Below are 25,758 nucleotides of genomic sequence, written 5' to 3' on the forward strand. Positions count from 1 at the left end.
GTGATCCCGGTCTCGGCCGAGACCAAGGTGGCGCGCGCGAAGAGCAAGGACCTGGGCGCCGCCCGTGGCCCGGTCGAAGCCGGTGCATCGGATGAGCGCCGACGTCCGAGAACGTAAGGAGGCTGCAATGGCCCTTCCTCACACCCGTTCCGGGGGCTCGCCCCCCGGAGGCGGCCGGCCCCCTTCGGGGGAGGTCGCCGGCTGATGGCCATGAGCCTGACGAAGGCCCCGGACCTGGCACGCAGACGCGTCGGGCGCGCCCTCGACGAGACCGGGCTGCTGTGCGTGACCCTCCTGGAGGGGCTGCGCCGCACCTGGGACGTCCGCCAGTGGTGGGGCGAGTTCATCGAGCAGTGCTGGTTCCTCGCCCGCGTGACGAGCGTCCCGGTGATGCTCATCGCGGTGCCGCTCGGCGCGACCATCTCACTGCAGGTCGGCGACATCGCCCGGCAACTCGGCGCCCAGTCGGGCACCGGCGCGCTGCTGACCGCCGCCATGATCCAGCAGGTCGCGCCCCTGGCCGCGGCGCTGCTGGTCTCCGGCGTCGGCGGCTCGGCCATCACCGCCGACATGGGCGCCCGCAACATCCGCGACGAACTCGCGGCCATGGAGGTCATGGGCATCAACCCGATCCACCGCCTGGTCACCCCCAGGCTGTGGGCGGCGAGCATGGTGTCCGGGCTGCTCTGCTCGGTCGTGATCCTGGCGGGCGTCCTGGGCGGCTACTACTTCAACGTCATCCAGCAGGGCGTGAGCCCCGGAGCGTTCTTCGACGGCGCCACCTCCCTGCTGCAGTTCTCGGACCTGCTGATCACGCTGTTCAAGGCGTGGGTGTTCGGGTTCATCGCCGCCGCCGTCGCCTGCTACATGGGCATGAACTGCGACTACGGCCCCGTCGGTGTCGGCCGCGCCGTCAACCGGGCGGTCGTCGTCACCTCGATCGTGGTGTTCGCGACGAACTACATCCTCACCATGATCTACCAGGTCCTGTTCCCCCCGAGGTTGTGATGGTCGCCATTTCCCCCGTCCGCAAGCTGGGCCGCGCCGTCAGAGGCCGGACCACGGGTCTCGCCGCGTCGGCCAACATGCCGGTCTTCCTCGGCCGGGTCCTCTACCACCTGTTCGTCGACATCATCTTCCGGCGCAAGTACGGCAAGACGCTCGCCAAACAGGTCAGCGACATCACCGTCGGCGTCGGCGCGCTGGTCATCGGCGGCGGCATGATCTTCGTCATCGCGACGATGTCGCTCGCCACCGGCGCGATGGTCGGCCTGCAGGGCTATCCCGGGCTGGAGCGCATCGGCGCCGAGGCGTTCACCGGGCTGATCGCGAGCTACTCCAACGTCCGCGAGGTCACCCCGATCATCGCGGGCGTCGCGCTGGTCGCGCAGGTCGGCACCGGCTTCACCGCCGAGATCGGCGCGATGCGGATCTCCGAGGAGATCGACGCGCTGGAGGTCATGGGCATCAACTCCCTGGCCTACCTGGTGTGCACCCGGGTCGCCGCCGGCGTCATCGCGCTGGTGCCGCTGTACCTGGTGTCACTGTTCATGGCGTTCTTCGCCACCAGGTTCATCACGATCCAGTATTTCGGTCTTTCGCCCGGCATCTACGACTACTACTTTCACCTCTACCTACCGCCGATCGACGTGTTCTACAGCGTCATCAAGGTCGCTGTGTTCGCCTTCATCATCATGTTCATCCACTGCTACCGCGGCTACTACGCGGCCGGCGGCCCGGTCGGCGTCGGGGTCGCCGCGGGCCGCGCGATCCGGGAGTCGACCATCCTGATGATCCTCATGAACCTGGTCCTGTCGTACATCTTCTGGGGCCACGGCAGCACAGTGAAGTTGACCGGATGAGCGAGGAGACACTGTCCAGCCGCTCCCGGACGATCTTCGGTCTGGTGGGCGCCGGCGTCATCGCGGCCGCGGCGGTGTTCGTCGCCGTGGGGTCGACGCCGTCGCATGAGGGCTCCACGTACTACAACGCGACGTTCGGACGAGCGGGCCAGGGCCTCGACCCCGGCAAGTCGGATGTGAAGATCCGCGGCATCGCCGTCGGCACCGTCGACGAGCTCTCGCTCGACGACAAGGGCCGCGTCAAGGTCAGGTTCCGGGTCGACGAGGGCGTCCAGATCGCCGACACGACGATCGCGGCGATCGAGCCGATCTCGGTGTTCGGCCCGAAGGACCTCGCGCTCAACCTCGGCGCGCACGAGGTGACCGGCCCGTACCTGAAGGACGGCTCGACGATCACCAAGACGCAGGACCCGGAGGAACTGTCCGACACCGCCTGGCCCGCCTACGAGCTGACCAAGGCGATCAACCCGGACGAGGTGGCGACGATCCTGCACACGTTCGGCGCCGGGCTCTCCGGGCAGGGACCGGCGCTGCGCCGCACGATCGGCAACGGCGCCAAGGTCGTCGACGCGACGTACCAGGACCGGGCGGCCATCAACGCGCTGCTGAACGACCTCAACGGCCTGTCGGGCACGTTCGCCGCCCGCGGCGACACGATCGTCCGCATCACCACCGACTTCAACGGGCTCTCGCAGGTCATCACCGAGAAGCCGGACAAGATCGAGCAGCTGCTCACCCAGACGAGCGAACTCGGCGACAAGGTCGGCACCACCCTCCAGGGGCACGGCGCCAACCTCGGCAAGATCGTCGATGAGGGCGGCAAGATCGTCGCGGTGCTGGACGACCAGCGCCGCAACATCCCGGTGCTGATCGACAGCCTGAACGGGTTCTTCTCCCTGCTGGCACAGATCATCCGCGTCCCCGGCCCGGAGAACACGGTGATCGCCCAGGCGCGCAACACGCTCCCGCTGGACATCTGCCAGATCATCATCGACGTCTGCCCGCCCACGCAGAACAACAACGGGGGGCGGCCATGAGCACCCTGCTGCGCGGCAAGACCGCGCGCGGGCCCGACTACGCCACGCTGCTCAAGTTCGTCGTGTTCGTGGTGCTGACCTCGCTGCTCACGTTCTACATCGGCCAGATGATCCTCGGCACCAGCTTCAAGGACCGCTACGCCCTGACCGCGACGTTCGACGACGTCACCGGCCTACTCGAAGGCGACGACGTGAAGATCGCCGGAACGCCCGTCGGGCGGGTCGAGGGCATCGAGGTCGTCCGCGGCAAGGCCGTGGTCGAGATGGAGGTCGACAAGGAGGTCCGGATCCCGGACGACTCCACCGCCGCGATCCGCTGGCGCAACGTGATGGGCCAGCGGGTGATCTACCTGGAGCCCGGCAGGAGCGGGAGCAAGCTCGGCGACGGCGACCGCGTCCCGCACACCAGGTCGGTGGTGGACCTCGGCGCCATCGTCAACGCCCTCGGCCCGCTGACCCGGAACCTCGACCCGGACCAGCTCAACAAGATCCTCTTCTCGTTCACCCAGGCGCTGGAGGGCAACGAGCAGAACATCTCGGTGCTGACCAACAATCTGGACGCGCTGCTGCAGACGTTCGCGGTCCGCAAGAAGACGATCGAGGGGATGATCGACAACTACGAGACGGTGAGCACGGCGGTCGCCAAGCGCGACCGGCAGATCGCCGCGAGCGTGGACAACCTCGAGTCGCTGGCCACGGTGTTCGCGAACAACCGCAAGCTGCTGGAGGACGCGGTCGTGGAGATCGCGGGCGTCACCACCAACCTCAACCAGGTGCTCGGCGGCCAGGACGCGCAACTCGCCCGCATCATCGACAACCTCGGCAAGTTCAGCGAGACGTTCCGGCTGAACGTCGACCAGCTGGAGAAGATGGTGCAGACCCTGCCGCTGACGCTGCGGCAGCTGTTCGCCTCCGCCAACGGCGGCCACTTCCTGCGCACCAACGCGCTCTGCCTGAACATCGTCCAGGGGCCGTGCCCGTTCCCGATGGAACTGCCGAGGGCGCCCGGCACGGGCCAGCCCGACAAGGCCGACCTCGCCAAGCTGCGGAAGATGCTCCAGGGAGGTGGCGGCTGATGGCGCTGAAGTCCCTGCGGGACGTCAACCACAAGATCGTCGCGATCGTCACCCTGGTCGCGGTCGGCGCCGCCTGCGTGTTCGCGTTCGCCGTCGGCCAGCTGCACCTGTTCGAACGCGGCTACACGATGAGCGGCGAGTTCAGCGACCTGTCCGGCCTGAAGAAGGGGCAGGACGTCCGCGTCGCCGGCGTGAAGGCGGGCCGGATCACCGACGTGCGGCCCGACTTCGGCACCGGCAAGGTCATCGTCACCTGGCATGTCGACGCCGGAATCGACCTCGGGCCGAAGACCCGGGCCGAGATCACGACGACGACGCTGCTCGGCGGCCGGTACCTGCGGCTCGCTGGCCCCGTCGCCAAGCCCTACATGGCGGACGTGCCGGAGTCGAAGCGGCGGATCCCGCTGGCGCGCACCAGCGTCCCGTTCACCGTCCCGGACGCGCTGGAGGGCGCGCAGAACATCGTCGGCAAGCTCGACCAGAAGAGCATCGACAAGCTGCTCACCCAGATCAACAAGATCGAGTCTCCGGGGGCGGCGAAGCTCCACCGGATCCTGGCCAACATCCAGGACCTGTCGCGGATGCTGAACGACTCCTACCCCGAGATCCAGAAGCTGATCGAGAACAGCAAGACGATCACCGGCACCCTCGCGGGCAAGGACGAGGAGCTCCGCCAGATCATCAACGCCAGCCAGGTCCTGCTGCGCACCCTCGTGGAGCGCCGCAACGAGCTGGCCGCGACGATCGGGCAGGGCAGCCGGACGGTCCAGACGCTGTCCAACGTGATCTCCAAGAACCAGAAGGAACTGGACACGCTGCTGGACAACCTGCACCTCCTGACCACCCGGCTCGCGCCCAACATGGACGCGCTGAACACCAACTTCTCGCTGCTCGGGCCGACGTTCCAGCAGGTCGCCAACCTCAAGGGCAACGGCGCCTGGATCGAGGGCGTCCTCACCGGGCTCGGCCCGCTCCAGCCGCCCGGCCCGATCTCCACCCGGCGGCCGAAGGGAGGCAACTGATGGGCGAGAACCAAGCCCACGCGGAGGAGCGCCCCTCCGCGCTCCCGGGCAGAAGCCGGGTGAGGGGAATCGGCATCGCGCTGTGCCTGGCGCTGACGGCGTCGCTCGGCGGCTGCTCGCTCGCCCCGTCCGGAGGCGGCGAGCGCACCATGGTCGTCTACGTCCCGAAGGCCCGCTCCTTCTACGAGGAGTCCAAGGTCAAGGTGATGGGCGCCGACGTCGGCCTGGTCGACAAGGTCGAGAACCAGGGCGACAAGGTCAAGGTGACGTTCCACCTGGACGAGGACGTCCCGCTGCCGAAGGGCGTGCAGGCGTCGATCGTCCCGCTGAACCTGATCGGCGAGCGCAACCTCGTCCTGCACCCGGCGTGGAAGCCGGGGCAGCCGAAGGAGACCTCGAACGTCATCCCGATCGAGCGCACCAACGTCCCGGTCGAGGTCGACGACGCGCTCAAGTCGTTCACCAACCTCGCGAACGCGCTCGACCCGACCAAGATGCAGTCCGCGCTCGGCACCGCCGCCGAGAACCTCGAAGGCAACGGCAAGCAGTTCAACGCCACCCTCGAACAGAGCGCCCGCCTGGTCGAGAACGTCGCCGGGCAGGACAAGGAGCTGATCCAGGTCGCGCAGAACCTCAGCCGGCTGGCCGGGGTGGTGCGGGGACGCGAGCAGGTCCTCGGCACGCTGATCCGGGACTTCGGAGAGGCGTCCCGGGTGCTCAGCGCCGAACGCGGCGAGCTCCAGCAGCTCATCCGCGGCGTGGTCGAGCTGTCCAAGAACGGCGACAAGCTGCTCCAGAAGTACAAGGGCAAGCTTCCGTACGACCTGGCGGTCCTCACCAGGGTCGCGCTGATCCTCAAGGGCAACGTCAAGGAACTGGCCCAGCTGCTCGAAGTGCTGCCCGGTATCAGCGGGGCGCTCCTCGGCGCCTACAACCCGAAGAACAAGTCGCTGCAGATCCGGTTCGCCACCGACGCGTTCCTCCGGACGTGGCTGAAGGGCCTCATGGACACCGACGAGGTCGGCTGCCCGCTGCCCCCGCCCAACTCCAACTGTCCCTGGGATAACGGAGGCAACTGATGAGCCGAGTCACGGAGGGAGGGCGACTTCCCGCACCCCGCGCCGCGAGCAGGGTGATCATCGCGTTCGTCGTCGCCATGGCCCTGGCGGTCTCGGGCTGCTCCTACCAGACGGCGGGCGCCCCGAAGGGCGACCTCACCCTGACGGCCACGTTCACCGACGTGCAGCAGCTCGTCGCCGGCCACAGCGTGCAGATGTCCGACATCACGATCGGCAGCGTCACCAAGGTCGAGCTCGACGGCTACAAGGCCAAGGTGACGCTGTCCGTCGAGGACGGCATCAAGATCCCCAAGGGCACCCGGGCCGAGATCAGGGTGACGTCGCTGCTCGGCGAGAACTATGTGGAACTGCGGATTCCGCCGGGCGCGAGCATGAACACCGGCCCCTTCCTCGCCGACGGCGCCGCGATCGCCGACACCAGCGTCCAGCCGTCCTTCGAGCAGGTCGTCGGACAGGCCGGGCCGCTGATCGAGGCGCTGGCCGGGGACGACGTGGCGACGGTCGTCAACGCGGGGGCGACCGCCCTGGACGGCAACGGCGAGAAGCTCAACAAGACGATCGCCCAGGCGAACGGCCTGGTGAAGCTGTTCGCCGACCAGCGCCGCGAGCTGGGCGAGTCGATCGACCGGCTCGGCAGGCTCGGCCGCTCCCTGGCCAAGGGCGGCGACGCCCTGGAAGAGGCCCCGGTCCAGATCGAACGCACCACCAAGCTGCTGAACGACGACAAGGAAAAGATCCTCAAAACGGTGGACCGGCTCACCTTCCTGGCCCGCGAGCTGAACGACAAGGTCCTGGAGGGACGCATCCAGCGGTTCCGCACGCTGCTGCAGGACCTCGACCCCGTCCTCCACCAGCTCGGCAACAACCGCAAGCGCCTCACCGGCCTGGTGGACGGTCTGGTGATGTTCGCGGACCGGCTGCCGAAGGCCACCTACGACGGCCAGCTGCTGCTCTACCCGATCCTGCACATCGTCTGGCCCGACGGGACGCCGCTCCTGCCCGGCTCCCAGGGGCCGGCGAAACCCGCGAGCACGATCGAGATCCCGAAGGAGATCGGGACCGCGCTGCCGGACCTCGAGAAGATCCTGGAGCCGCGCCGATGAGCACGCGAATCACGATCAACCTGGCGGTCTTCGCCGCCCTCGCCGTGATCATGGTGGTGTGGGCGTTCAACAACGTCGTCCGGTTCGACTTCATCGACCGCCCGTACCACATCACGGTCGAGTTCGAGTCGTCGCCGGGCCTGCACCCGAACTTCGAGGTCGACTATCTCGGCCTGCGGATCGGCAAGATCGACTCTGTGGATCTGGAGAAGGACAAGGTCGTCGTCCGGCTGGACATCGAGCGGGGCGTCAAGATCCCGCAGGGGGTCACCGCCGCCGCGGCCCGCAAGTCCGCGGTCGGCGAGCCGGTCGTCGAGCTGACCCCCGGGCCCGGCAAGGCCGACGCGCCGCCGATGGAGCCCGGCGCGCGGATCCCGGTGGAGCACACCAGCGTCCCGCCCAAGTACGGCGACCTGTTCGGCGCCGTCATCGACAGCCTGAAGGCCATCGACCCCGAGGACGCCAAGGTCGTCACGCACGAGCTGGCCGAAGGCTGGTCGGGACGCGAGGAGTCGCTCCGCCAGATCATCAACGGCGGCGACGACCTGACGGCCACGTTCGCCGAGAACACCGAACTGCTCGACGGGCTGACCAACGACCTCGCCAGGATCACCCACGTCCTGAACACCAACCGCGGATCCCTCGGCGCCGGGATCGACAACCTGGCCGCGCTCACCACGGCGCTCAGCCAGGTCCGCGGCGAGCTCGCCGAGCTGCGCGACCGGGGGCCCACCCTGCTCGGCACGGTCAACGACCTGCTGGACAAGACCGGCCCCGACTTCGAGTGCACCGTCGACACGCTCGGCAACTTGGGCCTGTCGAAGCACAACCCCCGGTACCTCCAGGACCTGCGGAAGACGATCGCGCTGGCGCCGGACCTCCAGGTCGTCCTGAACAACGTGATCGGGATGGACAAGGGCCTGCCCGTCCTGAACGTCTTCTTCGAGATCACGACGACGAAGAAGGCGGCGCTGGAGTACAAGTACCCGCTGCCGCAGCCCAAGGTGAACAAGGTGCCGACCTGCGCGGGCGGCCGCACCCCCGGGCTGACCGACCAGAAGCCCTACAAGGCCAAGAACCCGGGCGAGACGATCCCGACCCATGACCCGGCGCTCGACAAGCAGGGCATCCAGGCGGAGAAGGCCGCGAACAACGGTGACTCTTCTGATGGGCCGCCGATGTGGCTAGTGTACGTTCCCCCGGTCATCGCACTGCTGGTGCTGATCAGGGTCATGATGGGCTCGGTGCCCGTGCTCTCCCGCCTGACCCGCCTGCGCCGCCGGGACAAGGACTGACCCAACCCCGAGGAGTATCCGAAGTGACAGCCAAGACCGGCAAGGACGAGGCCGACGAGGCCGAGGCGGTCCCGGCCGAGGCGGAGACCGAGGAGACCGGGGAGACCGGGGCCGCGGCGAAGCCGGCGCGTCCCGCCGCCAAGCGCAAGCGGCGGGTGCGGGTGATCGAGGTCATCGACGACGAGGATCTCGACGAGGTCCTGGAGGCCCTCGACGCCGAGGACGCCGAGGAGTCCGAGGAGGCGGAGGAGGAGCCCCCGGTCCGTCCCGCCAAGGCGGTGAAGACGGAGAAGGCGGCGGCCAGGCCGGCCGCGAAGCCGCGTCCGAGCCGCCTCGAACCCCCGGAGGAGGACGCGGACGAGGAGGCGCCGAAGAAGGCGCCGGCCCGCGAGAACGCCGGGTCCTCCGGGGACCGCGCGGCCCAGCCGAAGATCCTCGGCCTCGGCATGACGCAGGCCGTCGTGGTCGTCGTCCTCATCGCGCTGCTGGCGAGCCTGGCGATCTGGCAGTGGCAGACCGCGAGCGGCCTGTCGTCGGAGAAGGACGACCGGGAGGCCGTGAGCAAGGTCGCCTCCGCCTACGGTGACATGGCGTTCAACTACAACGCGCAGAACTACCAGAAGCAGGCGGACAAGGCCCAGAAGCTGATGGGCGGCGACCTGCTGGAGGAGTTCAAGAACACCACGCTGCCCACCGTGGCCAACGCCTTCAAGACCGACCCCCAGGTGGTGCTGTCCTCCAAGACCAACCAGGTCTTCGTGGGCAGCGTCAACGGCAAGTTCGCCACGGCGGTGGTCATGGTGGACGTCTCGCTGAAGACCAAGGACGGAGCCGTCGACCAGCCGGCGACGCTGCTGCGGCTGTCCCTGGGCAAGATCGACGGCGAGTGGAAGGTCACCCAGCAGTATCCGTCTGGCGTCAACGACCAGAACAAGGGCCAGCAGCAGGGGCAGCTTCCAGGGGCCCCGACCGGCGGCGCGTCCAAGTCACCCGCCCCCGACAAGAGCGAGAAGCCGGGCGACTGAGGTCCCCCGGACGAAACCGGCGCCCCGCACGGAAGGTGTGCGGGGCGCCGCGCGTTGTGCGGATAAAGGGGACGGAGGCGCGGCATCATGTCGACCGTGACGAGGCACGACGGACCCGGGACGGCTACGGTCGTCCCGGACGAGGTGGTCTACGACTTCGGTGTGCTGCTGGGCGCGGCCGCGGTCCTGGAGCGGATCGCGGGCCGCGAGCTGGAGCGCCGCTGCGGTATCCGGCACGCCGTCTTCGAGGTGCTGCTGAAGCTGTCGGGCGCCGCCGGCGATCGCCCGCGGACGATGGGCGAACTGGCCGGTGAGCTGATCCTGACCAGCGGCGGCATGACCCGGATCATCGACCGGATGGAGGAGGCCGGCCTCGTCCGCCGCGAACCGGCCCCCGGCGACCGCCGCCGCCAGCTGGTGGAGCTGACCGCCGCGGGCCGCGCGAAGCTGGACGAGGCCCTGCGCGTCCACGCCGAGACGCTCCGCGAGCACTTCGCCGGCCCGCTGACCGGCGACCAGCGCCGCGTCCTCGTCGACGCCCTGCGCACCCTCCGGACCACGGCCCGCGAAGAGCTCGGCGCCCTGCACTGATCAGCGGGAGTAGTGCTCCACCACCAGCTGCTCGTCGCAGACGACGGGGATCTCGCGGCGTTCGGGGAGCCTGGTCAGCTGCGCGGCGAGGGCGTCGTGGCGGACGTCGAGGTAGGGCGGGACGGTCTCGGCGTGCCCGCCGGCGGCGGCGACCTGGAAGGCGTCCATCGTGCGGCTGCGGCCGGCGACCGTGATGACGTCGCCGGGGCGGAGCCGGTAGGAGGGGCGGTCGACGCGGCGGCCGTTGACCAGGACGTGGCGGTGCACGACGAACTGGCGGGCCTGGTAGATGGTGCGGGCGAACCCGGACCGCAGGACGAGGGCGTCCAGCCGGCGTTCCAGGTCGACGATCAGCGCCTCACCGGTCTTGCCGCCGGACCCGGCGGCCTTGGCGAAGGCGTTGCGGAGCTGCGCCTCGCGGATGTTGTACTGCGCCCGGAGCCGCTGCTTCTCGCGGAGCCGGACCTTGTAGTCGCTCTCCTGCTTGCGGCCGCGCCCGTGCATGCCGGGCGGGTAAGGGCGGGCCTCGAAGTACTTCACGGCCTTCGGCGTCAGCGGGATGCCGAGGGCACGTGAGATGCGGACTTTGGGACGGGGGGTGTTCATCACTCTCCCTTGATGGTTAGGTATGCCTAAGTTAGGTAAGGCTAACCTACTAGGTCAAGGAGGCATGGTGCCGCGAGCGGAGATCACGCAGAGCACGGAGACGACCGGCGGGCCGACGGCGGCGGAGCGGGCGCGGACGCTCGCCTACGGCATCGCCGACGGCGTCCTGGTCGCGCCGGGCGTCCCGTACGCGCCCGTCCCGGCGCACTCGACCGACCGGGACGGCAGGCCGCTGCTGCTCGTCCAGACCGCCTCGCCGATCGCCGCCGCGCTCGCCGCCGAGCCGGACATGCCCGCCACGCTGCGGATCTCCGACGTCGCCCCCGTCACGCTGGCCGACCGGGTCCGCGGGCGGGCCTGGCTGCACGGCTGGCTCACCGAGATCCCCGCCGCGGAACTGCGCACCGCCGCGCTCCGGCTCTCCCGCGCCCACCCGCGTCCCGAGCTGCTCGACCTCGGCGACGAGCGGACCGGCCTCGGACAGGTCGGACACGGGCTCGCCGGACACGGGCTCGCCGGACACGGGGGCGGACGCGAGTGGACGATCCTGGCGCTGGAGGTCGCGCAGGTCGAGGTCGACGACGCGTGGGGGAGCGCCACCCTGGAGCCGGAGGAGTACGCGGACGCCGCGCCCGACCCGTTCGTCGCCGTCGAGGCCGGTATCCTCACGCACCTGGACTCCGCCCACCGGGACGAGCTGACGAGGCTGCTGCCCGAGTCCGTCCCGCCCGGGCCCGTCCGGCCGCTGTCGCTCGACCGGCACGGAATGTGGCTGCGCTGCACCGCGCCGGAGCCCGGCGGGCCCCCGTCGTACGATCTGCGGCTCTCGTTCGCCGAGCCTGTCAGTGATCTCCACGGCCTGCGCCACGTGTACCGGCGCCTGTTCGCCCGCGCCACTCCGTAGAGACCCGTAGTACGGGCCGTCGCGCCCCCGGACGTACGTATCGGTTTTGGCGGTGATCTCCCGGATGGTGCGCGGGGGCCTCGCCGGGTGATGCTCGGGTCTCCGGCCGAGGGACGCCGAGCGTCACCCGACCGGACGGCCCCGATCACCGGTTCGCCCTCGCGGGGTGGGCGGGCCGGTGACGGGAGACCGTGCCGGGGCGCCGGGGGCCGCCGGCGCCCCCGGCCGGGCCGGTGGTCCGGCGCCGCGGAGCATGCCGGGGGCGTGGTCCGGGCCACTGGTGACAATTGGCCGTTCCGCCGTCCCGGCCCGCGCCGCAGGCTGGAGACATGACCGGACACCATCCGCAGACCCGCGCCGTCCACCCGCCCGTGATCTCCCCGGTGGGCAGCCGCCCGCTCGGCGTGCCGATCTACCAGGGCCACCTGTTCGCCTTCGACAGCGCCGACGCCCTGGCCACCGCCTTCCAGGGTCCGGACGAGGCGTTCTTCTACGGGCGGATGGGCAACCCCACCGTCCGCTCCCTCGAACACGCCGTCGCCGAACTCGAGGGCGGGACCGGAGCCCTTGCCACCGCGTCCGGCATGGGCGCGATCAGCGCCGTCCTGCTGGCCCTCCTGCGCAGCGGCGACCACGTCATCGCGCAGACCGCCCTCTACGGCGGCACGTACGCGCTCTTCCAGGACCTCGCCGAGCGGTGGGGGGTCGAGGTCACCTACATTCCCGGTGACGACCCGGCAGAGGTGCAGGAGGCGCTGCGCCCGTCCACCCGGCTCCTCTACCTGGAGACGATCGCCAACCCCACCACGCATGTGACGGACCTGCCCGCGTTCACCGCGGCCGTCCGCGGGACGGACGTGCTGACCGTCGTCGACAACACCTTCGCCCCGATCCTCTGTAGGCCCGTCGACCACGGCGTCGACGTCGTCGTCCACTCGACGACGAAGTACCTCAGCGGGCACGGGGACGTCGTCGGCGGCATCGCCGTCTTCGCCGATCCGGCAACGCACCAGCGCGTCTGGAAGCACTTCCTCGAACTGGGGCCCGTCGCCGACCCGTTCGCCGCGTGGCTGACCGTGCGGGGACTCGCCACGATGCCGATGCGCGTGGCCCGCCAGAGCGCGTCCACGCTCGACATCGCGGGGCGTCTCGCCGCGCACCCGTCGGTCTCCCGCGTCCACTACCCAGGGCTGAGCGACCATCCGCAGCACGAGGTGGCGCGCCGCCTGCTGCCGGACGGGGCGGGCGGCGTCCTCGCGTTCGAACTGACCGGCGGACGCGACGCGGGCGGCGCCTTCTCCGAGGCCGTCCGGCTCATCGGGCTCGGCCCGTCCCTCGGCGCCGTCGCGTCGCTGGTGATGCACCCGGCGAGCACGTCCCACCGGCAGATGGACGCCGCGTCCCTCGCCGCCGCCGGGATCGGCGAGGGAACCGTGCGCCTGTCCATCGGCCTGGAAGACCCGGACGACCTATGGGCCGACATCGAGCAGGCCCTGGCCAAGGCCGGTTAGAGGTAGAAGCCGGTCGCGGAGGTGGGGGCGTTCTCGCTGTCGGGACGCTTCTCGCCCTTGCGGAGCGCGACGAGCTCGGCGAGCGTCGCGCCGTCCGCGCCGATCTCGTCGGGCGCCGCGTCCGTGCCGTCCAGCCACGACACGGCCTCGGCCTTGGTGAGCCGGCCCACCTCGATCTGCGCGAGGCACCGGCCGGGGCGGACGACCGCCGGGTGCAGCATGGCGAGGTCCTCGTTGGTGGTGATGGCGACCAGTACGTCCCGGCCCTGCCCGAGCATCCCGTCGGTGAGGTTGAGCAGCCGCGACAGGCCCTGGCCCGTCGACTGCTTGGCCTCGCCGCGGATCAGCTCGTCGCAGTCCTCGAGGATGAGCAGCCGCCAGCGGCGGTTCTCGTCCTCGTCGTCCCCGACCGCCACCTCCATCAGATAGGAGGGCGTGCCGAACAGCGCCTCCGGGTCGAGCACGCAGTCGGACTGGCACCAGCCGTTCCAGGCGCGGGCGAGGGCGCGCAGCGCCGTGGTCTTGCCGGTGCCGGGCGGGCCGTGCAGGAGCAGCAGCCGCCCCGACACCTCCTCGCGGGTGAGGCCCATCACGTCGTCGAGGGCCTCGGCGACCGGCGCGGTGTAGTTGCGCCGGATGTCGTCCCAGGTGTCGGCGGTGATGGCGCGCTCGTTGCGGACCGGGCCGCGCGACCCCATGTGCCAGAAGCCCATCTCGACGCTGGTCTCGTCGACCTTCGGCGGGTCGGTCGCGTCCTTCACCGACTCCGCGAAGACGGACTCGGCCAGTTCCTCGGTGACCGCCGACACCGCGATGTACGCGGCGCCGCTCTTCCACCGGTTCATCAGCAGCGTCCAGCCGTCGCCCTCGGCCAGCACCGCCTCCTGGCCCTTCTCGTGCGCGACCCGCACGAGCCGGGCGCCCTCCGGGCGCAGCGGCGCCTCCGGGCGGACGTGCTCCAGCCGCTCCGAACGCGACCACGGCTGCTCGCCGGACGCGAACGGACGCAGCGACAGCACGTCCATCACGTCGATCGGCGAGTTGTTGTCGTTCAGGTTGAAGACCACGGGCAGCATCGACTCCGGCCCCGGATCGGTGACGTTCTCCCGGGGCTCGACGAGATGCAAGATCTCCTGCGTCCTCTCCTGCGACATGGTCATGCCATTGATGATCAGGGCAGGCGGTGGAGTGCGTCCACCGAATTAGCCGGACGCGGCGTCCGCGTCAGGAGCCCTCCTGGGCCTCGCGCTTCGCCTTGCGGGCCTCGGCCTCTTCGAGGTCGAGCTTCTCGGCCTCCTCCGGCGTCGGCGCCGTCCCGCCGAGGTAGGCGGGCTGCCACCACGTCTCGTCCGACTTCGGGACGTCGGGGTACTCGCGCTGCGCCTTCTCCAGCAGTTCCGACATCCGGGCGTGCAGGTCGCGGGTGACCTGGTCGTAGTCGTCGCCGCGCTTGGGGTACATCGGCTCGCCGACCAGGATCGTCACCGGGACGTTCCGCTGCAGCAGCCGCCGCTTGCGGCCTTTGGTCCACAGCCGCTGCGGGCCCCAGATCGCGACCGGGATCAGCGGCACCTTGCCCGCGACCGCCATCCGCACCGCGCCGCTCTTGATCTCCTTCACGGTGAACGAGCGGCTGATCGTCGCCTCGGCGAACACCCCGACGATCTCCCCGGACTTCAGCGCCTTCAGCGCCGCCGCGTACGACGAGGCGCCGGCGTTCCGGTCCACCGGGATGTGGTGCATGCCGCGCATCAGCGGCCCGCCGACCCGGTTGTCGAAGATCTCCTTCTTGGCCATGAACCGCACCAGCCGCTTCGCCGGATGCGCGGCCAGGCCGGCGAAGATGAAGTCGAGGTAGCTGACGTGGTTGCTGACGAGCACCGCCCCCCCGGTGCTGGGGATCTGGTCCGTTCCCTCCAGACGGATCTTGATTTTCAAGGTCTTGAAGACCCCGAGAGCCGTCTTGATCACCGGCGGGTACACGATTTCGGCCATGGGAGCACCGTACTTGAGCAGCTCATGATCAGCGAGTGTGCGCGGGGATCGCGATCAGACTTCCAATGCGCGGACCCCCGGCTTCAGCCGTGGGGGTGAGCCCTTCTCTCGTAGTCTCGGCATTCACCGGCTGGTGAAGGCCGTCAAGGGCCGCTCGTCCCGCGTGCTTCGTCAGGAGTATCCGGCGCTGAAGTCGCGCCTTCCGACGCTGTGGACCAACAGCTACTTCGTGGCCACCGTGGGCGGCGCGCCGCTGGACGTGGTGAAGACCTACGTCGAGAACCAGAAGAACCGCTGAGAGGGAGCGGGGACCATGCTGACCGGCCGTAGGTACCGAGCCTACCTGGACGCCGGGCAGGCCGAGTACGCCGAGTCCATCGGCGCAGCGTGCCGGTCGGTGTGGAACACCGCCCTGGAACAGCGGCGGGCCTACCGGCGGCGTGGGGCGTGGATGAACTACGTCCCGCAGGCCAGGGAACTGGCCGAAGCCAAGAAGGAACACGCCTGGCTCACCGACGTTCCAGGTCACTGCCTCCAGCAGACTCTCATGGACCTCGACAAGGCATGCCGCACGCACGGGACGTGGAGGGTGCGCTGGCGCTCCAAGTCCCGCTGGGCCCCCAGCTTCCGGTTCCCCGAGGGCGGCAAGATCCGGGTGGAACGCCTGGGCCGTAAGTGGGGGCGTGCGAAGCTGCCGAAGATCGGCTGGGTGCGGTTCCGCTGGTCCCGGCCGCTCGGCGGCGAGATCAAGTCGGCGACCATGAGCCGCAAGGGTTCCCAGTGGCACATCTCCTTTCTCGTCGACGACCAGGCCGCAACACCCGAAAAGCACGCCCTGCCGGGCACGGCGGTCGGCATCGACCGAGGCGTCAAGGTCGCGGCGACCACCAGCGACGGCGACTTTCACGACCGGGCCTTCGTCACCGCCGGGGAAGCCGCGCGGTATCGGCGGTTGCAGCAGCAGCTCTCCCGCACCAGGAAGGGAAGCCGCAACCGCGCCAGAGTTCGCGCCCGCATGAACCAGATCATGGGCCGGGTCGCCGACCGCCGCATCGACTTCTGCGCTTACCTGGCCAACCGGCTCACCGCCCGCAACGCCGTGGTCGTCCTCGAAGACCTCAAGACCAAGAACATGACGGCCTGCGCCGGCGGCACTCTCGCCGAGCCGGGTAAGCAGGTCGCGCAGAAGCGGGGCCTGAATCGGGCCATCCTCGGCAAGGGATGGCACCGCCTGGAACTCGCTCTCTCCAACGCGGCCCGGTACACCGGCACGGCCGTGGTGAAGGTCAATCCCGCCTACACCTCGCGGCGCTGCCACGCCTGTGGGTTGGTCACCGAAGGCAACCGTGAGAGCCAAGCGGTCTTCGTGTGCAAGAACCCCGGATGCGGCCACGCAGACCACGCGGATGTGAACGCGGCACGCAACATCCTCAGCGCCGCAGGGCATGCGGTGCCGGCCTGTGGAGACCTCGCCGTTGGGCGGTCGGTGAAGCAGGAACCAGCGGCCCCGCGAGGGGTACCGCACCAACCGGCCATCGAGCCGGTTGGAATCCCCCGGCTTTAGCCGTGGGGAGGAAGTCAAGGATCACACAACGGGCCCGAACTCTGAGAAGGTGGGGTTGTGACGTGATCCGCTGATGGGTGAAAGGGGATGAGCATGGAACCGTTGGACGCGGCGGCGGACGTGCACGCGCTCATCCGCGACGTGCTGCCCGCCCTGGCGCCCAGCGCCTGGTTCGACTCCGGTACCTCCGAGGTGGTGCTGCCCGTGGGCCGGTCGGAGGCGCGGGCCTCCAGCTGGACCGTACTGGAGCGCTGTGCCCGCGAGCCGCGGTCCGCGTGGCCGCGGGTGGTGGACGACTGGGTCCGCGAGGTCACCGACCGCGCGTTCCTCGCGGTCGGCGAGATGGAGCTGTTCGGCGACGTCCGGGAGCTGCTGCGACTGCGCATAGTGCCCAAGCTCGCGCCCCGCGATCGTGAGGGCCTCGTCGTCGTCCCCGCGGGAGACCACTTCGACGCGATGGTGATGATCGAGCACCCCCGCTACGGCGGCCCGCTCACCAAGGCCCGCGCCGGGCTCCTCGGCCTGCACAAGCTCGGCTACGTGATGACGAACACCCATGACCGCGAGCTGGCCGACGTCGCCGTCCGCACCCAGCCGCTGCTGCCGGGCCGCAACGTCCGCGTCGTCACCAAGCCGGGCAGCCGCTACGTGTCGGCGCTGCTCAGCGAGGTCGACCAGTTCCTCCCCGGACCGAACGAGCACGGCGCCCTCGTCGGCGTCCCGTGCCACAGCACGCTGCTGCTGTACCCGATCACCTCCACGGCCGTCCGCGAGGTCCTCCCCGTGTTCGCCGACGTCGTCCGGGAGATGCACGCCGACGCCGACGACCCCTGCGCCCCGGGCGTCTACTGGAGTCACGGCGAACGCCGCCTGACCCCGCTCTCGGGGTCCCCCGAGAGCTACGGCGAGTTCGCCACCCTCCTGCACCGCCTCCCCGACGAGTGACCACGCCCCGCCGGGCGAGTGACCACGCCCCGCCGGGCCGGAGGAGTTACGGTAGCTTCCAATCGACTGAGGGCGCGCCCTGCTGTTCCAGGAGCTGGTTGGCGCGGCTGAAGGGGCGCGAGCCGAAGAAGCCGCGGTCGGCGGAGTAGGGGCTCGGGTGCGGCGACTCGATGCACGGGACGCCGCCGAGCATCGGCTTGAGGTTGCGGGCGTCGCGGCCCCACAGGACGGCGACGAGCGGGCGGCCGCGGGCGGCGAGGGCTCGGATGGCCTGCTCGGTGACCTCCTCCCAGCCCTTGTCGCGATGCGAGCCCGGCTTGCCCGGCATGACGGTCAGCGACCGGTTGAGGAGGCAGACGCCCTGCTCGGTCCACGGGGTGAGGTCGCCGGTGGACGGCTCGGGATGGCCGAGGTCGTCGCAGTATTCGCGGAAGATGTTGACCAGGCTGGCGGGCAGCGGCCGGACGTCGGGGGCGACGGAGAAGCTGAGGCCGACGGGGTGCCCGGGAGTCGGGTAGGGGTCCTGGCCGACGATGAGGACGCGCACGTCGTCGAACGGCTGGGTGAAGGCGCGCAGGATGTGGTTCCCGGCGGGCAGGTAGCGGCGTCCGGCGGCGACCTCGGCGCGCAGCCAGTCGCCCGCGGCGGCGATCGTGCCGGCGACGGGTTGCAGCGCGGTGGCCCAGCCCGCTTCGACGATCTCCGGGAGTGGTCGTGCCGTCATGGGGCACCACCCTAGTGCGATGATCATGCCGCCGACTGGTTGATCAGGCATGTGAAGTTTTCTGACCGCATTAGGCCGGAAGAAGGCAAAATCTTTACAGGGTCACGTGAAACCGGCAGATGAACCCGGTGAAACGTCCTGTTAAGTGCTGGTTACTTCCTATCGGCCTGCGTTGACCTGCGCCCCCCGGACGGCATAACTCCTTGGAGGCAGGGCAGGTGCAGGACGAGCCGACGGGACGAGAGCATGAGCCAGCTGAGCACCGTGGACGCCACCTTCCTCCACGCCGAGACCGGTACCACCCATGCCCATATCGCCGGGCTGGGCATCGTCGACGCGGGCACGTGCCCCGGCGGCCGGCTCACCGTCCCGCTCGTCGCCGAACTGGTCCGCGGCCGCGCGCACCTGGCCGCGCGCCCGCTGCGGCAGCGGCTCGTGCAGGTGCCGCTCGGCCTCGACCACCCCTACTGGGAGGACGACCCGGACTTCGAGCCCGAACGGCACATCACCGAGATCGGGCTCCCGTCGCCCGGGACCGACCGCCAGCTCGCCGACATCGTCGCGATGCTCCACGAACAGCCCCTCGACCGCTCCCGCCCGCTCTGGGAGATGGTCCTCATCCAGGGCCTGCTGGGCGGCCGGACCGCCGTCTACGTCAAGGTGCACCACGCGGCCATCGACGGAGTGATGGCCGCCGAGACGCTCGCCGCGCTGCTGGACCTGTCGCCCGAGCCCCGCGACCTGCCCGCCGACGAGACCGCCCCCGCCCGCGCGCCCGGCACGGCCGGCATGCTCGGCACCGGGCTGCTGAGGGCCGCGCTGCATCCCGTCCGCAGCGCCCTGTCGGTCGCGCGCACCGCCCCGTACCTCGACGAGATCCCCGGCCTCGCGTCCATCCCGGGAGTCGGGCTGATGTCGTCGGCCGTGCAGGGTGCGCTGCGCCGCCCCGGGACGCCGAGGACGCCGCGCAAGAGCGCCCCGCCGACGCCGTTCAACCGGCCGATCGGCCGCCGCCGCTCCGTCGCCTGCGGCGAACTGCCCCTGGACGAGATCAAGCAGATCAGGCGGGGTCTCGGCGGCAGCGTCAACGACGTCGTCATGGCGCTGTGCGCGACGGCGCTGCGCAAGTGGCTGGACAAGCGCGGCGACCTGCCGGACCGCCCGCTCGTCGCCGCCGTCCCGGTGTCCCTGCGCCGCCGCGGCGCCGCAGCCGAACCGGGCAACCAGGTCTCGATCATGACGACGACGCTCGCCACGCACATCCCCGACCCCGCCGACCGGTACACCGCCGTCCGGCGCGACATGGACGTCGCCAAGCGGCGGTTCGTCGGCTCGTCCGGCAGCTGGGTGCGGGAGATGAGCGGCATCCTCCCCGCGCCCATCGCCGGCGCCGTCACCCGGTTCGCGCTGCAGGCCGCGCCGGCGATCTCGCTGCGCCCGGTCAACCTGCTCATCTCCAACGTGCCGGGCCCGCAGTTCCCGCTGTACCTGTGCGGCGCGAAGGTGCTCGGCTACTATCCGATCTCCGTCGTCTCCGACGTCAGCGGCGGCCTGAACATCACCGTCTTCTCCTACGACGGCAGGGTGGACGTCGGCATCGTCGCCTGCCGCGACCTGATCCCCGACCCGTCGGAGATCGTCGACCACCTGGTGGACGCGCTCGACGAGCTGAAGGACCTCAGCCGCGAGGCGCTCGGCGAAGACTGAGCGCCCGCCGGTGCCGCCACGCCAGGCGCAGCGCGGCGTCACCGGCCGGCTGCATCGGCTGCGGGACCGTCCCGTCGAACGGCGCCATCGACACCTCGCCCTCGTCGTTGACCGCCACAAGCCCGCCGAAGAGGTCGCCGAACGCCTCGCCGTCGACGACGACGACGGTGAGGAGGTCGAGCGCGAACGTCAGCGGATCGACGCCGAGCCCCAGGAAGTACGCGCGGAGGCGCCCCCGTTCGCGGGCGGCGGTCATCGCCCGGTGGAACGGCCATTCCTCCTGGACGAAACCGTCCCCGTAGTCCTCGCCCATTCCGAGCAGCTCTTCGGCGTACTCGCGGACCATGCACCGCCACAGGTCGGGCGGCTCGCCGCCGAGCGGCTGGAAGACCCCGACCGGCATCACGTGGTGGAGACCGCCGGCGTGCGCGACCTTCGCCGGGTCCCGCCGGTGCAGGACGTACGACCCGGTGGTCGTGAGGGTCACCGTCGTGATCGCCGCCAGCGCGGCCCGGCGGGTCAGGTCGCACGGGTCGCCGACCCGGCCGCGCAGCGGCAGCCCGTCCACCCCGGCGGCCAATTCGTGCGCGGCGGACTCGCCCACGTTCACGCCGTCGAAGTACCGGGCGGGACCGAACCGGAGCACCGGCGGGGCGGCGGCGAGGAGGCGGTGGCTCGGGCGGTCCTCGAAGACCTTGGGCGGCGCGAGGGCGGCCATGGCCTCCGCGTACGTGCGGTGGCCCGGAGGCAGACCGTCAGGCGGGTCCGCGACGGCGGGCGGGACGGGCTGCGCGTCCCACTCCAGCCGCACCGACTCCAGCGGAACCGGCGCGGCCGGAATCCACTCCTCGCGGCACAGCAGCGGCGTCCCCGCGACGCGCGGCGCGTCCGGGTACAGGCCGCTCGCGGTCTCGCCGAGCGGGCCGCGGGCGGCGTTCAGCGCCGCCCGCCCGTCCCGCCACCGCCGCTCGCCTGCCCGCACGCCGCCACCCTAGGCGGCGAGCTTCTGCGCGATCTCCTCTTCGATCAGATCGAAGTTGATCATCGCGGCGGCCATCGACCCGGCCGAGGCGGCGATGATCACCTGGGCCATCGGGTTGACGACGTTGCCCGCCGCCCACACGCCGGGGACGCTGGTCCGCCCGGTCGCGTCGACCTTCACGAAACCGTCGTCGCCGATCTCGCAGCCGAGGTCGGTCAGCGGGCCGGCCTTCGCGACGAACGTCGGGGCGACGAACACTGCGTCGCAGCCGAGCGTGGAACCGTCCGGCAGTTCGATACCGGTGACGCGGTCGTTCTCGACGACGACGCGCTGTGCCTCGCCTTCCACGACACGGATGCCGCGCACGTCCAGGCGGGCGGCGTCCTCGCCTTCGGGGGCCTTCGGCGTAAGGAACGTCACGTCCGGCGACCACTGGCTCAGCAGCGTCACCTGATGCACGGACTGCGGGGAGGTGGCCAGCACGACGATCCTCTTGTCGCGCACCTCCCAGCCGTGGCAGTACGGGCACATCTGCACCTCGCGGCCCCACCGCTCCCGGAGACCGGGGACGTCCGGCAGGACGTCGGTCACGCCCGTGGTGACGAGCAGTTGCCGGCCCCTGAGCCGGGTGCCGTCGTCCAGGGTGACGACGAAGCCCTCGGCGGCGTGCTCGACCCTCCCGTCGATGATCTCGCCGCCGTACCCGCGCACCTCGGTGCGGCCGATCTCCAGCAGATCCCCGGGCGGCATCCCGTCGCGGGTGAAGAACCCGTGCATGTGCCCGGCGGTCGCGTTGCGCGGCTCGCCCGCGTCCACCACGGTGACGCTGCGGCGGGCGCGCGACAGCACGAGGGCGGCGCTGAGCCCGGCCGGGCCGCCGCCGATGATCAGTACGTCTCGTTCAGCTGTTTCCGTCATACCTGGAGGATGCGCGACGGCCCGCGAACTTGACAAATGCCTTTGCCGATCCTGCAATAAGCGCATGGAGACGACGGAGGACGTCCTGGCCGAGGTGGGGCCGAGGCTCAGGAGGCTGCGGCAGGAGAGGAACGTCACGCTGACCGCGCTCGCCGAGGCGACCGGCATCTCGGTGAGCACGCTGTCGCGGCTGGAGTCGGGCAAGCGGCGGCCGAGCCTCGAGCTGCTGCTCCCGCTCGCGCAGGCCCACCACGTACCGCTGGACGAGCTGGTCGGCGCCCCGGAGGTCGGCGACCCGCGGATCAGGCCCCGCCCGCGCCGGATGCACGGGATGACCGTGCTGCCGCTGACCAGGCGTCCCGGCGGCGTCCAGGCGTACAAGATGATCATCCCGGAGCGGACGCCGCCGCCCGAGCCGAAGACCCACGAGGGCTACGAGTGGCTGTACGTCCTGAACGGGCGGCTGCGGCTCTTCCTCGCCGGCCGCGATCTGGTGCTGGAGACGGGGGAGGCCGCCGAGTTCGACACCCGGCTGCCGCACTGGTTCGGCGGCGCCGGCGGGACCGTCGAGGTGCTCAGCCTGTTCGGCCCGCAGGGGGAGCGGCTGCACCTGCGTGCCCGGCCACGCCGAACGTGACATAAATTGGCTATCCGTGCAGACCGCCCAAAACCCCCTGGATTCCCCCGAGAAGCCGAAGGCCGCCCCCATCGCCTGGGTGCTGTGGGGCATCGGCGTCCTCGCCTACTCCGTGGCGGTCCTGCACCGGACGTCCTTCGGCGTCGTCGGCCTGGACGCCGTCCACCGCTTCGACGCCTCCGCCGGCATCCTCGCGTCCTTCACCGTCCTGCAGCTGCTCGTCTACGCCAGCATGCAGATCCCCGTCGGGCTCATGCTCGACCGCATCGGCCCGCGCCGGATGGTCGCGGGCGGCGCGCTGCTCATGGCCGCCGGGCAGGCGCTCATGGCCGTCTCCACCGACATCGGCACCGCCATCGCCGCCCGCGTGATGGTCGGCGCGGGCGACGCCATGACGTTCATCAGCGTCCTCGGCATCGTCGTGACCTGGTTCCCCGGCCGGTACGTCCCCGTCGTCACGCAGTTCACCGGGCAGATCGGCCAGCTCGGGCAGATCCTCAGCGCGATCCCGCTCGTCGCGCTGCTGCACGGGCCCGGCTGGGGCACCGCGTTCGGATCCGCCGCCGCCCTCGGCGTCCTCATCGCCGTCCTCGCCTTCGCCACCCTCCGGAACGGTCCGGCCCGCGCCGACGTGCCGACCCTGCGCGAGACCGGCGCCAACCTGGCCGGGGCCTGGCGCCACCCCGGCACACGCCTCGGCCTCTGGACGCACTTCGTCACCCAGTTCAGCTCCCACACCTTCGCGCTGATGTGGGGCTACCCGTACCTGGTGTCCGGCCAGGGCATGAGCCCCGCCGCCGCCTCCGCGCTGCTGACGATGTTCGTGCTGGTCGGCGTCGTGGCCGGGCCCTTCATCGGGCGCCTGGTCAGCCGCTATCCGCTGCGCCGCTCCTGGCTCGTCCTCGGGATCGTCGGGCTCAACGTGGCGGCCTGGGCGGCCGTCCTCGCCTGGCCGCCGCCCGCCCCGTCCTGGCTGCTGGTGATCCTCGTCCTGTGCGTCGCGCTCGGCGGCCCCGGCTCGATGATCGGCTTCGACTACGCCCGGACGTTCAACCCGCCCGGACGGCAGGGCACCGCCACCGGCATCGTCAACGTCGGCGGCTTCTTCGCCTCCCTGGTCACGATCCTGCTGATCGGCCTCGTCCTGGACGTCATGTCACCGCACGGCGAGTTCACGCCCGAGGCCTTCCGGGCCGCGTGGACCGTCCAGGCCGGCATCTGGGCGATCGGCATCGCGGGCGTCCTGCGAACCCGCACCCTGGCCCGCCGCCATGCCGGCCTGACCGGCCGCCGTTGATCAGACGCGCAGCTCCAGCGTGCAGCACTTGGGCCCGCCGCCCGCCTTCCGCAGCTCCGACAGATCCACCGGAACGGGCTCGAACCCGCGGTCGCGAAGCGTCTCGATCAGCTCCACCGCCTCCGCGTTGATCACCACGTTCCGCCCGTCGCACACGGCGTTGAGGCCGAGCACCGCCGCGTCCCGCTCACCCGCGAGGATCGCGTCCGGGAACAGCCGCTCCAGCACCGCCCGGCTTCCGGGCGAGAACGCCCCCGGGAAGTAGGCCACGTTCCCGCCTCCGAGGGGGAACAGCGCCGTGTCCAGGTGGTAGAACCGCGGATCGACGAGCCGGAGCGTCACGACGGGCCGGCCGAGGAACTCCTGCGCCTCCTGATGGGCCGCGATCTCCGTCCGGAACCCCGTCCCGGCCAGGATCACGTGGTCCAGCGTGAGGAAGTCGCCCTCACCCTCGTTCGTGTGCTGCGCCTCCAGCACGTCGGCGAACCCGTTCTCCTTCAGCCACCCGGCGTACGCGGGCCCCTCCGCGTGCCGCTCCGGATGCGTGAACCGCGCCCCGTACACACGCCCGCCGACCACCAGCGCCCCGTTCGCCGCGAACACCATGTCGGGCAGCCCCTCGATCGGCTCGATGAGACTCACCTCGTGCCCGAGCGCCAGATACGCCGCCCGCAGCGCCTCCCACTGCTCCACGGCCTTCCCGGCGTCGGCGCCGCGCGCCGGGTCCATCCACGGGTTGATCGCGTACGTGACGGCGAAGTGCTCCGGACGGCACATCAGATAGTGCCTCCGCAGCGCGGTCCGCTCAGAAACGGTGCTGCTCGGCTCCATTGCCGGCATGACGCTCATGCATGTCTCCAGGGAACGTCCGAAGGGATCGACTCATCGGAAGCCTAGGAACAATCCGCCCACGATCCAATGCGCCAACCTTGCGATGACCAGGCACTTCGTTGCGTGTTCGCCCCCAACACCAGCCATTCATTGCGCGCCTCCGGTCGTACGCCGCCCGGCGTCCGCCAAGGCCCTGCCGACCCAAGGCCCGAGCAGCACCCGCACTCCCTCCGCCGCCCTCACGGGATCGGCGCACGGCCCCAGAAGCACCCCTGCCGACGACCGAAACCACGCCGCCCGGCCACCTTCGGCGTCCGGGACGAGGACCACGGCGACGCTCTCGCCCACCACCGGCACCCGACCGTCCACGACCCGCAACAGCGGCAGGCCGTCAGTCACGCGCAGCGTGCACGTCCAGCCGTCGTCCGCGAGGACGCTCGCCAGCCGCCTCAACCGCGCTTCCGCAGCAAGCCCCGTCACCGAGACGTGCTCCTGGACAGGACGCGCTTGAAGCCCGCCCCCTCGGACGCCGGTTCCTGCACCTCCAAGACCTGCGTCCACCACACGGTCTTGCCGCCCCCGGCCCCGGGGTGCCAGCCCCACCGGTCAGCGCACCCGGCGACCACAGCCATGCCCCGGTGCCCCTCGTCGGTGTCTGACGCCGCCACGAGCCGAGGAAACCCCGGCTCCGGATCGGTCACGTCCACCCGGAGCCGCCCGTCCATCACCCGGACCCGAACCCACACCACCCCGCCGGCCCGCAGTTCGGCCCGCACATGCCGGACGGCGTTGGTGACGACCTCGGACGTCAGCAGCATCGCGACATCGATGTCGGCCTCCTTGACGCCCCACCCGGCCAGCGCCTCCCGCACAGCCCGCCGAGCGTCCCCCGGCGCCCGCTCGTCCAACCTCCACACATACGTCCGCGCGCCCTGACGCGCGCGCGTGATGCCGCCCCGCCTCAGCGTGGTGTTCCGGTGTTCGTCCATGGTCGCCCTCTCGTCTTCTCGGACGCGGGACGTGCAGTCCCGCTTTACTCAGTGAAAC

26 protein-coding genes and 1 pseudogene are annotated in these 25,758 nt (G+C 70.7%); 18 read left to right on the forward strand and 9 right to left on the reverse strand.

Annotated elements, in window-relative coordinates; genetic code table 11:
* The first annotated feature begins 204 nt into the window (after positions 1–204).
* The 10 genes from AB0C35_RS35970 to AB0C35_RS36015 all read left to right on the forward strand — a co-directional run bounded on the left by AB0C35_RS35970 (position 205) and on the right by AB0C35_RS36015 (position 10,090).
* The gene (locus tag AB0C35_RS35970; protein ID WP_358466152.1) at positions 205–1,008 is read left to right on the forward strand and encodes an ABC transporter permease; all 804 of its coding nucleotides are present in this window, start codon (positions 205–207) and stop codon (positions 1,006–1,008) included.
* The gene (locus AB0C35_RS35975) at positions 1,008–1,862 is read left to right on the forward strand and encodes an ABC transporter permease (protein ID WP_358466154.1); all 855 of its coding nucleotides are present in this window, start codon (positions 1,008–1,010) and stop codon (positions 1,860–1,862) included. The genes AB0C35_RS35970 and AB0C35_RS35975 overlap by 1 nt, the downstream gene beginning before the upstream one ends.
* The gene (locus AB0C35_RS35980) at positions 1,859–2,899 is read left to right on the forward strand and encodes an MlaD family protein (RefSeq protein WP_358466156.1); all 1,041 of its coding nucleotides are present in this window, start codon (positions 1,859–1,861) and stop codon (positions 2,897–2,899) included. Before AB0C35_RS35975 ends, AB0C35_RS35980 begins: the two co-directional genes overlap by 4 nt.
* Positions 2,896–3,975 carry an MlaD family protein gene (locus tag AB0C35_RS35985; protein ID WP_358466158.1) on the forward strand — a complete coding sequence of 360 codons (1,080 nt, stop codon included), beginning with the start codon at positions 2,896–2,898 and terminating at the stop codon, positions 3,973–3,975. The genes AB0C35_RS35980 and AB0C35_RS35985 overlap by 4 nt, the downstream gene beginning before the upstream one ends.
* On the forward strand, positions 3,975–4,997 hold the full coding sequence (locus tag AB0C35_RS35990; protein ID WP_358466160.1) for an MlaD family protein: 1,023 nt from the start codon (positions 3,975–3,977) through the stop codon (positions 4,995–4,997). The genes AB0C35_RS35985 and AB0C35_RS35990 overlap by 1 nt, the downstream gene beginning before the upstream one ends.
* Positions 4,997–6,076 carry an MCE family protein gene (locus tag AB0C35_RS35995; protein ID WP_358466162.1) on the forward strand — a complete coding sequence of 360 codons (1,080 nt, stop codon included), beginning with the start codon at positions 4,997–4,999 and terminating at the stop codon, positions 6,074–6,076. Before AB0C35_RS35990 ends, AB0C35_RS35995 begins: the two co-directional genes overlap by 1 nt.
* On the forward strand, positions 6,076–7,179 hold the full coding sequence (locus AB0C35_RS36000; protein ID WP_358466164.1) for an MlaD family protein: 1,104 nt from the start codon (positions 6,076–6,078) through the stop codon (positions 7,177–7,179). The genes AB0C35_RS35995 and AB0C35_RS36000 overlap by 1 nt, the downstream gene beginning before the upstream one ends.
* Positions 7,176–8,474 carry an MCE family protein gene (locus tag AB0C35_RS36005; protein ID WP_358466166.1) on the forward strand — a complete coding sequence of 433 codons (1,299 nt, stop codon included), beginning with the start codon at positions 7,176–7,178 and terminating at the stop codon, positions 8,472–8,474. The genes AB0C35_RS36000 and AB0C35_RS36005 overlap by 4 nt, the downstream gene beginning before the upstream one ends.
* A gap of 23 nt (positions 8,475–8,497) precedes the next feature.
* Positions 8,498–9,499, forward strand: coding sequence for a hypothetical protein (locus tag AB0C35_RS36010; RefSeq protein WP_358466168.1), 1,002 nt, complete (start codon positions 8,498–8,500; stop codon positions 9,497–9,499).
* A gap of 96 nt (positions 9,500–9,595) precedes the next feature.
* On the forward strand, positions 9,596–10,090 hold the full coding sequence (locus tag AB0C35_RS36015; RefSeq protein WP_358466170.1) for a MarR family winged helix-turn-helix transcriptional regulator: 495 nt from the start codon (positions 9,596–9,598) through the stop codon (positions 10,088–10,090).
* On the opposite strand, the gene rpsD is transcribed toward AB0C35_RS36015, so the two are convergent.
* Complete coding sequence (gene rpsD / locus AB0C35_RS36020; RefSeq protein WP_358466172.1) at positions 10,091–10,696, reverse strand: 30S ribosomal protein S4; 606 nt, start codon at positions 10,694–10,696, stop codon at positions 10,091–10,093.
* A 64-nt stretch (positions 10,697–10,760) separates the two neighbouring features.
* On the opposite strand from rpsD, the gene AB0C35_RS36025 reads away from it, so the two are divergent.
* Both AB0C35_RS36025 and AB0C35_RS36030 read left to right on the forward strand, forming a co-directional pair.
* Complete coding sequence (locus AB0C35_RS36025; protein ID WP_358466174.1) at positions 10,761–11,600, forward strand: DUF2470 domain-containing protein; 840 nt, start codon at positions 10,761–10,763, stop codon at positions 11,598–11,600.
* 329 nt (positions 11,601–11,929) lie between these two features.
* A complete protein-coding gene (locus tag AB0C35_RS36030) occupies positions 11,930–13,111 on the forward strand; it encodes an aminotransferase class I/II-fold pyridoxal phosphate-dependent enzyme (RefSeq protein WP_358466176.1) in 1,182 nt (393 codons plus the stop codon).
* Here AB0C35_RS36030 and AB0C35_RS36035 read toward each other — a convergent pair.
* The gene (locus AB0C35_RS36035) at positions 13,108–14,271 is read right to left on the reverse strand and encodes a DUF5925 domain-containing protein (RefSeq protein ID WP_358466178.1); all 1,164 of its coding nucleotides are present in this window, start codon (positions 14,269–14,271) and stop codon (positions 13,108–13,110) included. The genes AB0C35_RS36030 and AB0C35_RS36035 overlap by 4 nt on opposite strands.
* Positions 14,272–14,335: 64 nt before the next feature.
* Positions 14,336–15,106 (reverse strand): lysophospholipid acyltransferase family protein, encoded by a 771-nt coding sequence (locus tag AB0C35_RS36040; RefSeq protein ID WP_358466180.1) that lies wholly within the window; start codon positions 15,104–15,106, stop codon positions 14,336–14,338.
* Positions 15,107–15,224: 118 nt separating this feature from the next.
* On the opposite strand from AB0C35_RS36040, the pseudogene AB0C35_RS36045 reads away from it, so the two are divergent.
* The 3 genes and pseudogenes from AB0C35_RS36045 to AB0C35_RS36055 all read left to right on the forward strand — a co-directional run.
* Positions 15,225–15,404: pseudogene (locus AB0C35_RS36045) on the forward strand (transposase); the annotation flags it as partial.
* 15 nt (positions 15,405–15,419) lie between these two features.
* Positions 15,420–16,670, forward strand: a complete 1,251-nt coding sequence (locus tag AB0C35_RS36050; protein WP_358466182.1) for a transposase — start codon at positions 15,420–15,422, stop codon at positions 16,668–16,670.
* A 93-nt stretch (positions 16,671–16,763) separates the two neighbouring features.
* Positions 16,764–17,615 (forward strand): hypothetical protein, encoded by an 852-nt coding sequence (locus AB0C35_RS36055; RefSeq protein WP_358466184.1) that lies wholly within the window; start codon positions 16,764–16,766, stop codon positions 17,613–17,615.
* Between the two features lie 46 nt (positions 17,616–17,661).
* On the opposite strand, the gene AB0C35_RS36060 is transcribed toward AB0C35_RS36055, so the two are convergent.
* A complete protein-coding gene (locus AB0C35_RS36060; RefSeq protein WP_358466186.1) occupies positions 17,662–18,339 on the reverse strand; it encodes a uracil-DNA glycosylase in 678 nt (225 codons plus the stop codon).
* A 246-nt stretch (positions 18,340–18,585) separates the two neighbouring features.
* On the opposite strand from AB0C35_RS36060, the gene AB0C35_RS36065 reads away from it, so the two are divergent.
* On the forward strand, positions 18,586–20,046 hold the full coding sequence (locus tag AB0C35_RS36065; RefSeq protein ID WP_358466188.1) for a wax ester/triacylglycerol synthase family O-acyltransferase: 1,461 nt from the start codon (positions 18,586–18,588) through the stop codon (positions 20,044–20,046).
* Here AB0C35_RS36065 and AB0C35_RS36070 read toward each other — a convergent pair.
* Together AB0C35_RS36070 and AB0C35_RS36075 are read right to left on the reverse strand one after the other, a co-directional pair.
* Positions 20,018–21,028 (reverse strand): hypothetical protein, encoded by a 1,011-nt coding sequence (locus AB0C35_RS36070; protein WP_358466190.1) that lies wholly within the window; start codon positions 21,026–21,028, stop codon positions 20,018–20,020. The genes AB0C35_RS36065 and AB0C35_RS36070 overlap by 29 nt on opposite strands.
* Before the next feature lie 9 nt (positions 21,029–21,037).
* Complete coding sequence (locus AB0C35_RS36075; protein ID WP_358466192.1) at positions 21,038–21,946, reverse strand: NAD(P)/FAD-dependent oxidoreductase; 909 nt, start codon at positions 21,944–21,946, stop codon at positions 21,038–21,040.
* Positions 21,947–22,010: 64 nt separating this feature from the next.
* On the opposite strand from AB0C35_RS36075, the gene AB0C35_RS36080 reads away from it, so the two are divergent.
* Both AB0C35_RS36080 and AB0C35_RS36085 read left to right on the forward strand, forming a co-directional pair.
* Positions 22,011–22,583 (forward strand): XRE family transcriptional regulator, encoded by a 573-nt coding sequence (locus tag AB0C35_RS36080; RefSeq protein WP_358466194.1) that lies wholly within the window; start codon positions 22,011–22,013, stop codon positions 22,581–22,583.
* A gap of 16 nt (positions 22,584–22,599) precedes the next feature.
* The gene (locus AB0C35_RS36085; protein ID WP_358466196.1) at positions 22,600–23,880 is read left to right on the forward strand and encodes an MFS transporter; all 1,281 of its coding nucleotides are present in this window, start codon (positions 22,600–22,602) and stop codon (positions 23,878–23,880) included.
* Here the strand turns inward: AB0C35_RS36085 and ddaH are convergent, their stop codons facing one another.
* The 3 genes from ddaH to AB0C35_RS36100 form a co-directional block, all read right to left on the reverse strand.
* Positions 23,881–24,729, reverse strand: coding sequence for a dimethylargininase (gene ddaH, locus AB0C35_RS36090; RefSeq protein ID WP_358466198.1), 849 nt, complete (start codon positions 24,727–24,729; stop codon positions 23,881–23,883).
* A gap of 129 nt (positions 24,730–24,858) precedes the next feature.
* Complete coding sequence (locus AB0C35_RS36095) at positions 24,859–25,191, reverse strand: hypothetical protein (protein WP_358466200.1); 333 nt, start codon at positions 25,189–25,191, stop codon at positions 24,859–24,861.
* On the reverse strand, positions 25,188–25,700 hold the full coding sequence (locus AB0C35_RS36100) for an ATP-binding protein (RefSeq protein WP_358466202.1): 513 nt from the start codon (positions 25,698–25,700) through the stop codon (positions 25,188–25,190). The genes AB0C35_RS36095 and AB0C35_RS36100 overlap by 4 nt, the downstream gene beginning before the upstream one ends.
* Positions 25,701–25,758: the final 58 nt, after the last annotated feature.

It is taken from the genome of Spirillospora sp. NPDC048819, from assembly GCF_040650055.1.
GTDB lineage: Bacteria > Actinomycetota > Actinomycetes > Streptosporangiales > Streptosporangiaceae > Spirillospora.

Bases quoted from the DNA above. Each gene is read 5' to 3' on its own strand.
- AB0C35_RS36030 (WP_358466176.1), top strand. From the start codon at position 11,930: ATGACCGGACACCATCCGCAGACCCGCGCCGTCCACCCGCCCGTGATC.
- AB0C35_RS36050 (WP_358466182.1), top strand. From the start codon at position 15,420: ATGCTGACCGGCCGTAGGTACCGAGCCTACCTGGACGCCGGGCAGGCC.
- AB0C35_RS35975 (WP_358466154.1), top strand. From the start codon at position 1,008: ATGGTCGCCATTTCCCCCGTCCGCAAGCTGGGCCGCGCCGTCAGAGGC.
- ddaH (WP_358466198.1), bottom strand. From the start codon at position 24,729: ATGAGCGTCATGCCGGCAATGGAGCCGAGCAGCACCGTTTCTGAGCGG.
- AB0C35_RS35985 (WP_358466158.1), top strand. From the start codon at position 2,896: ATGAGCACCCTGCTGCGCGGCAAGACCGCGCGCGGGCCCGACTACGCC.
- AB0C35_RS36005 (WP_358466166.1), top strand. From the start codon at position 7,176: ATGAGCACGCGAATCACGATCAACCTGGCGGTCTTCGCCGCCCTCGCC.
- AB0C35_RS36035 (WP_358466178.1), bottom strand. From the start codon at position 14,271: ATGACCATGTCGCAGGAGAGGACGCAGGAGATCTTGCATCTCGTCGAG.
- AB0C35_RS35995 (WP_358466162.1), top strand. From the start codon at position 4,997: ATGGGCGAGAACCAAGCCCACGCGGAGGAGCGCCCCTCCGCGCTCCCG.
- AB0C35_RS35970 (WP_358466152.1), top strand. From the start codon at position 205: ATGGCCATGAGCCTGACGAAGGCCCCGGACCTGGCACGCAGACGCGTC.
- AB0C35_RS36080 (WP_358466194.1), top strand. From the start codon at position 22,011: ATGGAGACGACGGAGGACGTCCTGGCCGAGGTGGGGCCGAGGCTCAGG.
- AB0C35_RS36000 (WP_358466164.1), top strand. From the start codon at position 6,076: ATGAGCCGAGTCACGGAGGGAGGGCGACTTCCCGCACCCCGCGCCGCG.
- AB0C35_RS36055 (WP_358466184.1), top strand. From the start codon at position 16,764: ATGGAACCGTTGGACGCGGCGGCGGACGTGCACGCGCTCATCCGCGAC.
- AB0C35_RS36060 (WP_358466186.1), bottom strand. From the start codon at position 18,339: ATGACGGCACGACCACTCCCGGAGATCGTCGAAGCGGGCTGGGCCACC.
- AB0C35_RS36025 (WP_358466174.1), top strand. From the start codon at position 10,761: ATGGTGCCGCGAGCGGAGATCACGCAGAGCACGGAGACGACCGGCGGG.
- AB0C35_RS36075 (WP_358466192.1), bottom strand. From the start codon at position 21,946: ATGACGGAAACAGCTGAACGAGACGTACTGATCATCGGCGGCGGCCCG.
- AB0C35_RS36040 (WP_358466180.1), bottom strand. From the start codon at position 15,106: ATGGCCGAAATCGTGTACCCGCCGGTGATCAAGACGGCTCTCGGGGTC.
- AB0C35_RS36100 (WP_358466202.1), bottom strand. From the start codon at position 25,700: ATGGACGAACACCGGAACACCACGCTGAGGCGGGGCGGCATCACGCGC.
- AB0C35_RS35980 (WP_358466156.1), top strand. From the start codon at position 1,859: ATGAGCGAGGAGACACTGTCCAGCCGCTCCCGGACGATCTTCGGTCTG.
- rpsD (WP_358466172.1), bottom strand. From the start codon at position 10,696: ATGAACACCCCCCGTCCCAAAGTCCGCATCTCACGTGCCCTCGGCATC.
- AB0C35_RS35990 (WP_358466160.1), top strand. From the start codon at position 3,975: ATGGCGCTGAAGTCCCTGCGGGACGTCAACCACAAGATCGTCGCGATC.
- AB0C35_RS36065 (WP_358466188.1), top strand. From the start codon at position 18,586: ATGAGCCAGCTGAGCACCGTGGACGCCACCTTCCTCCACGCCGAGACC.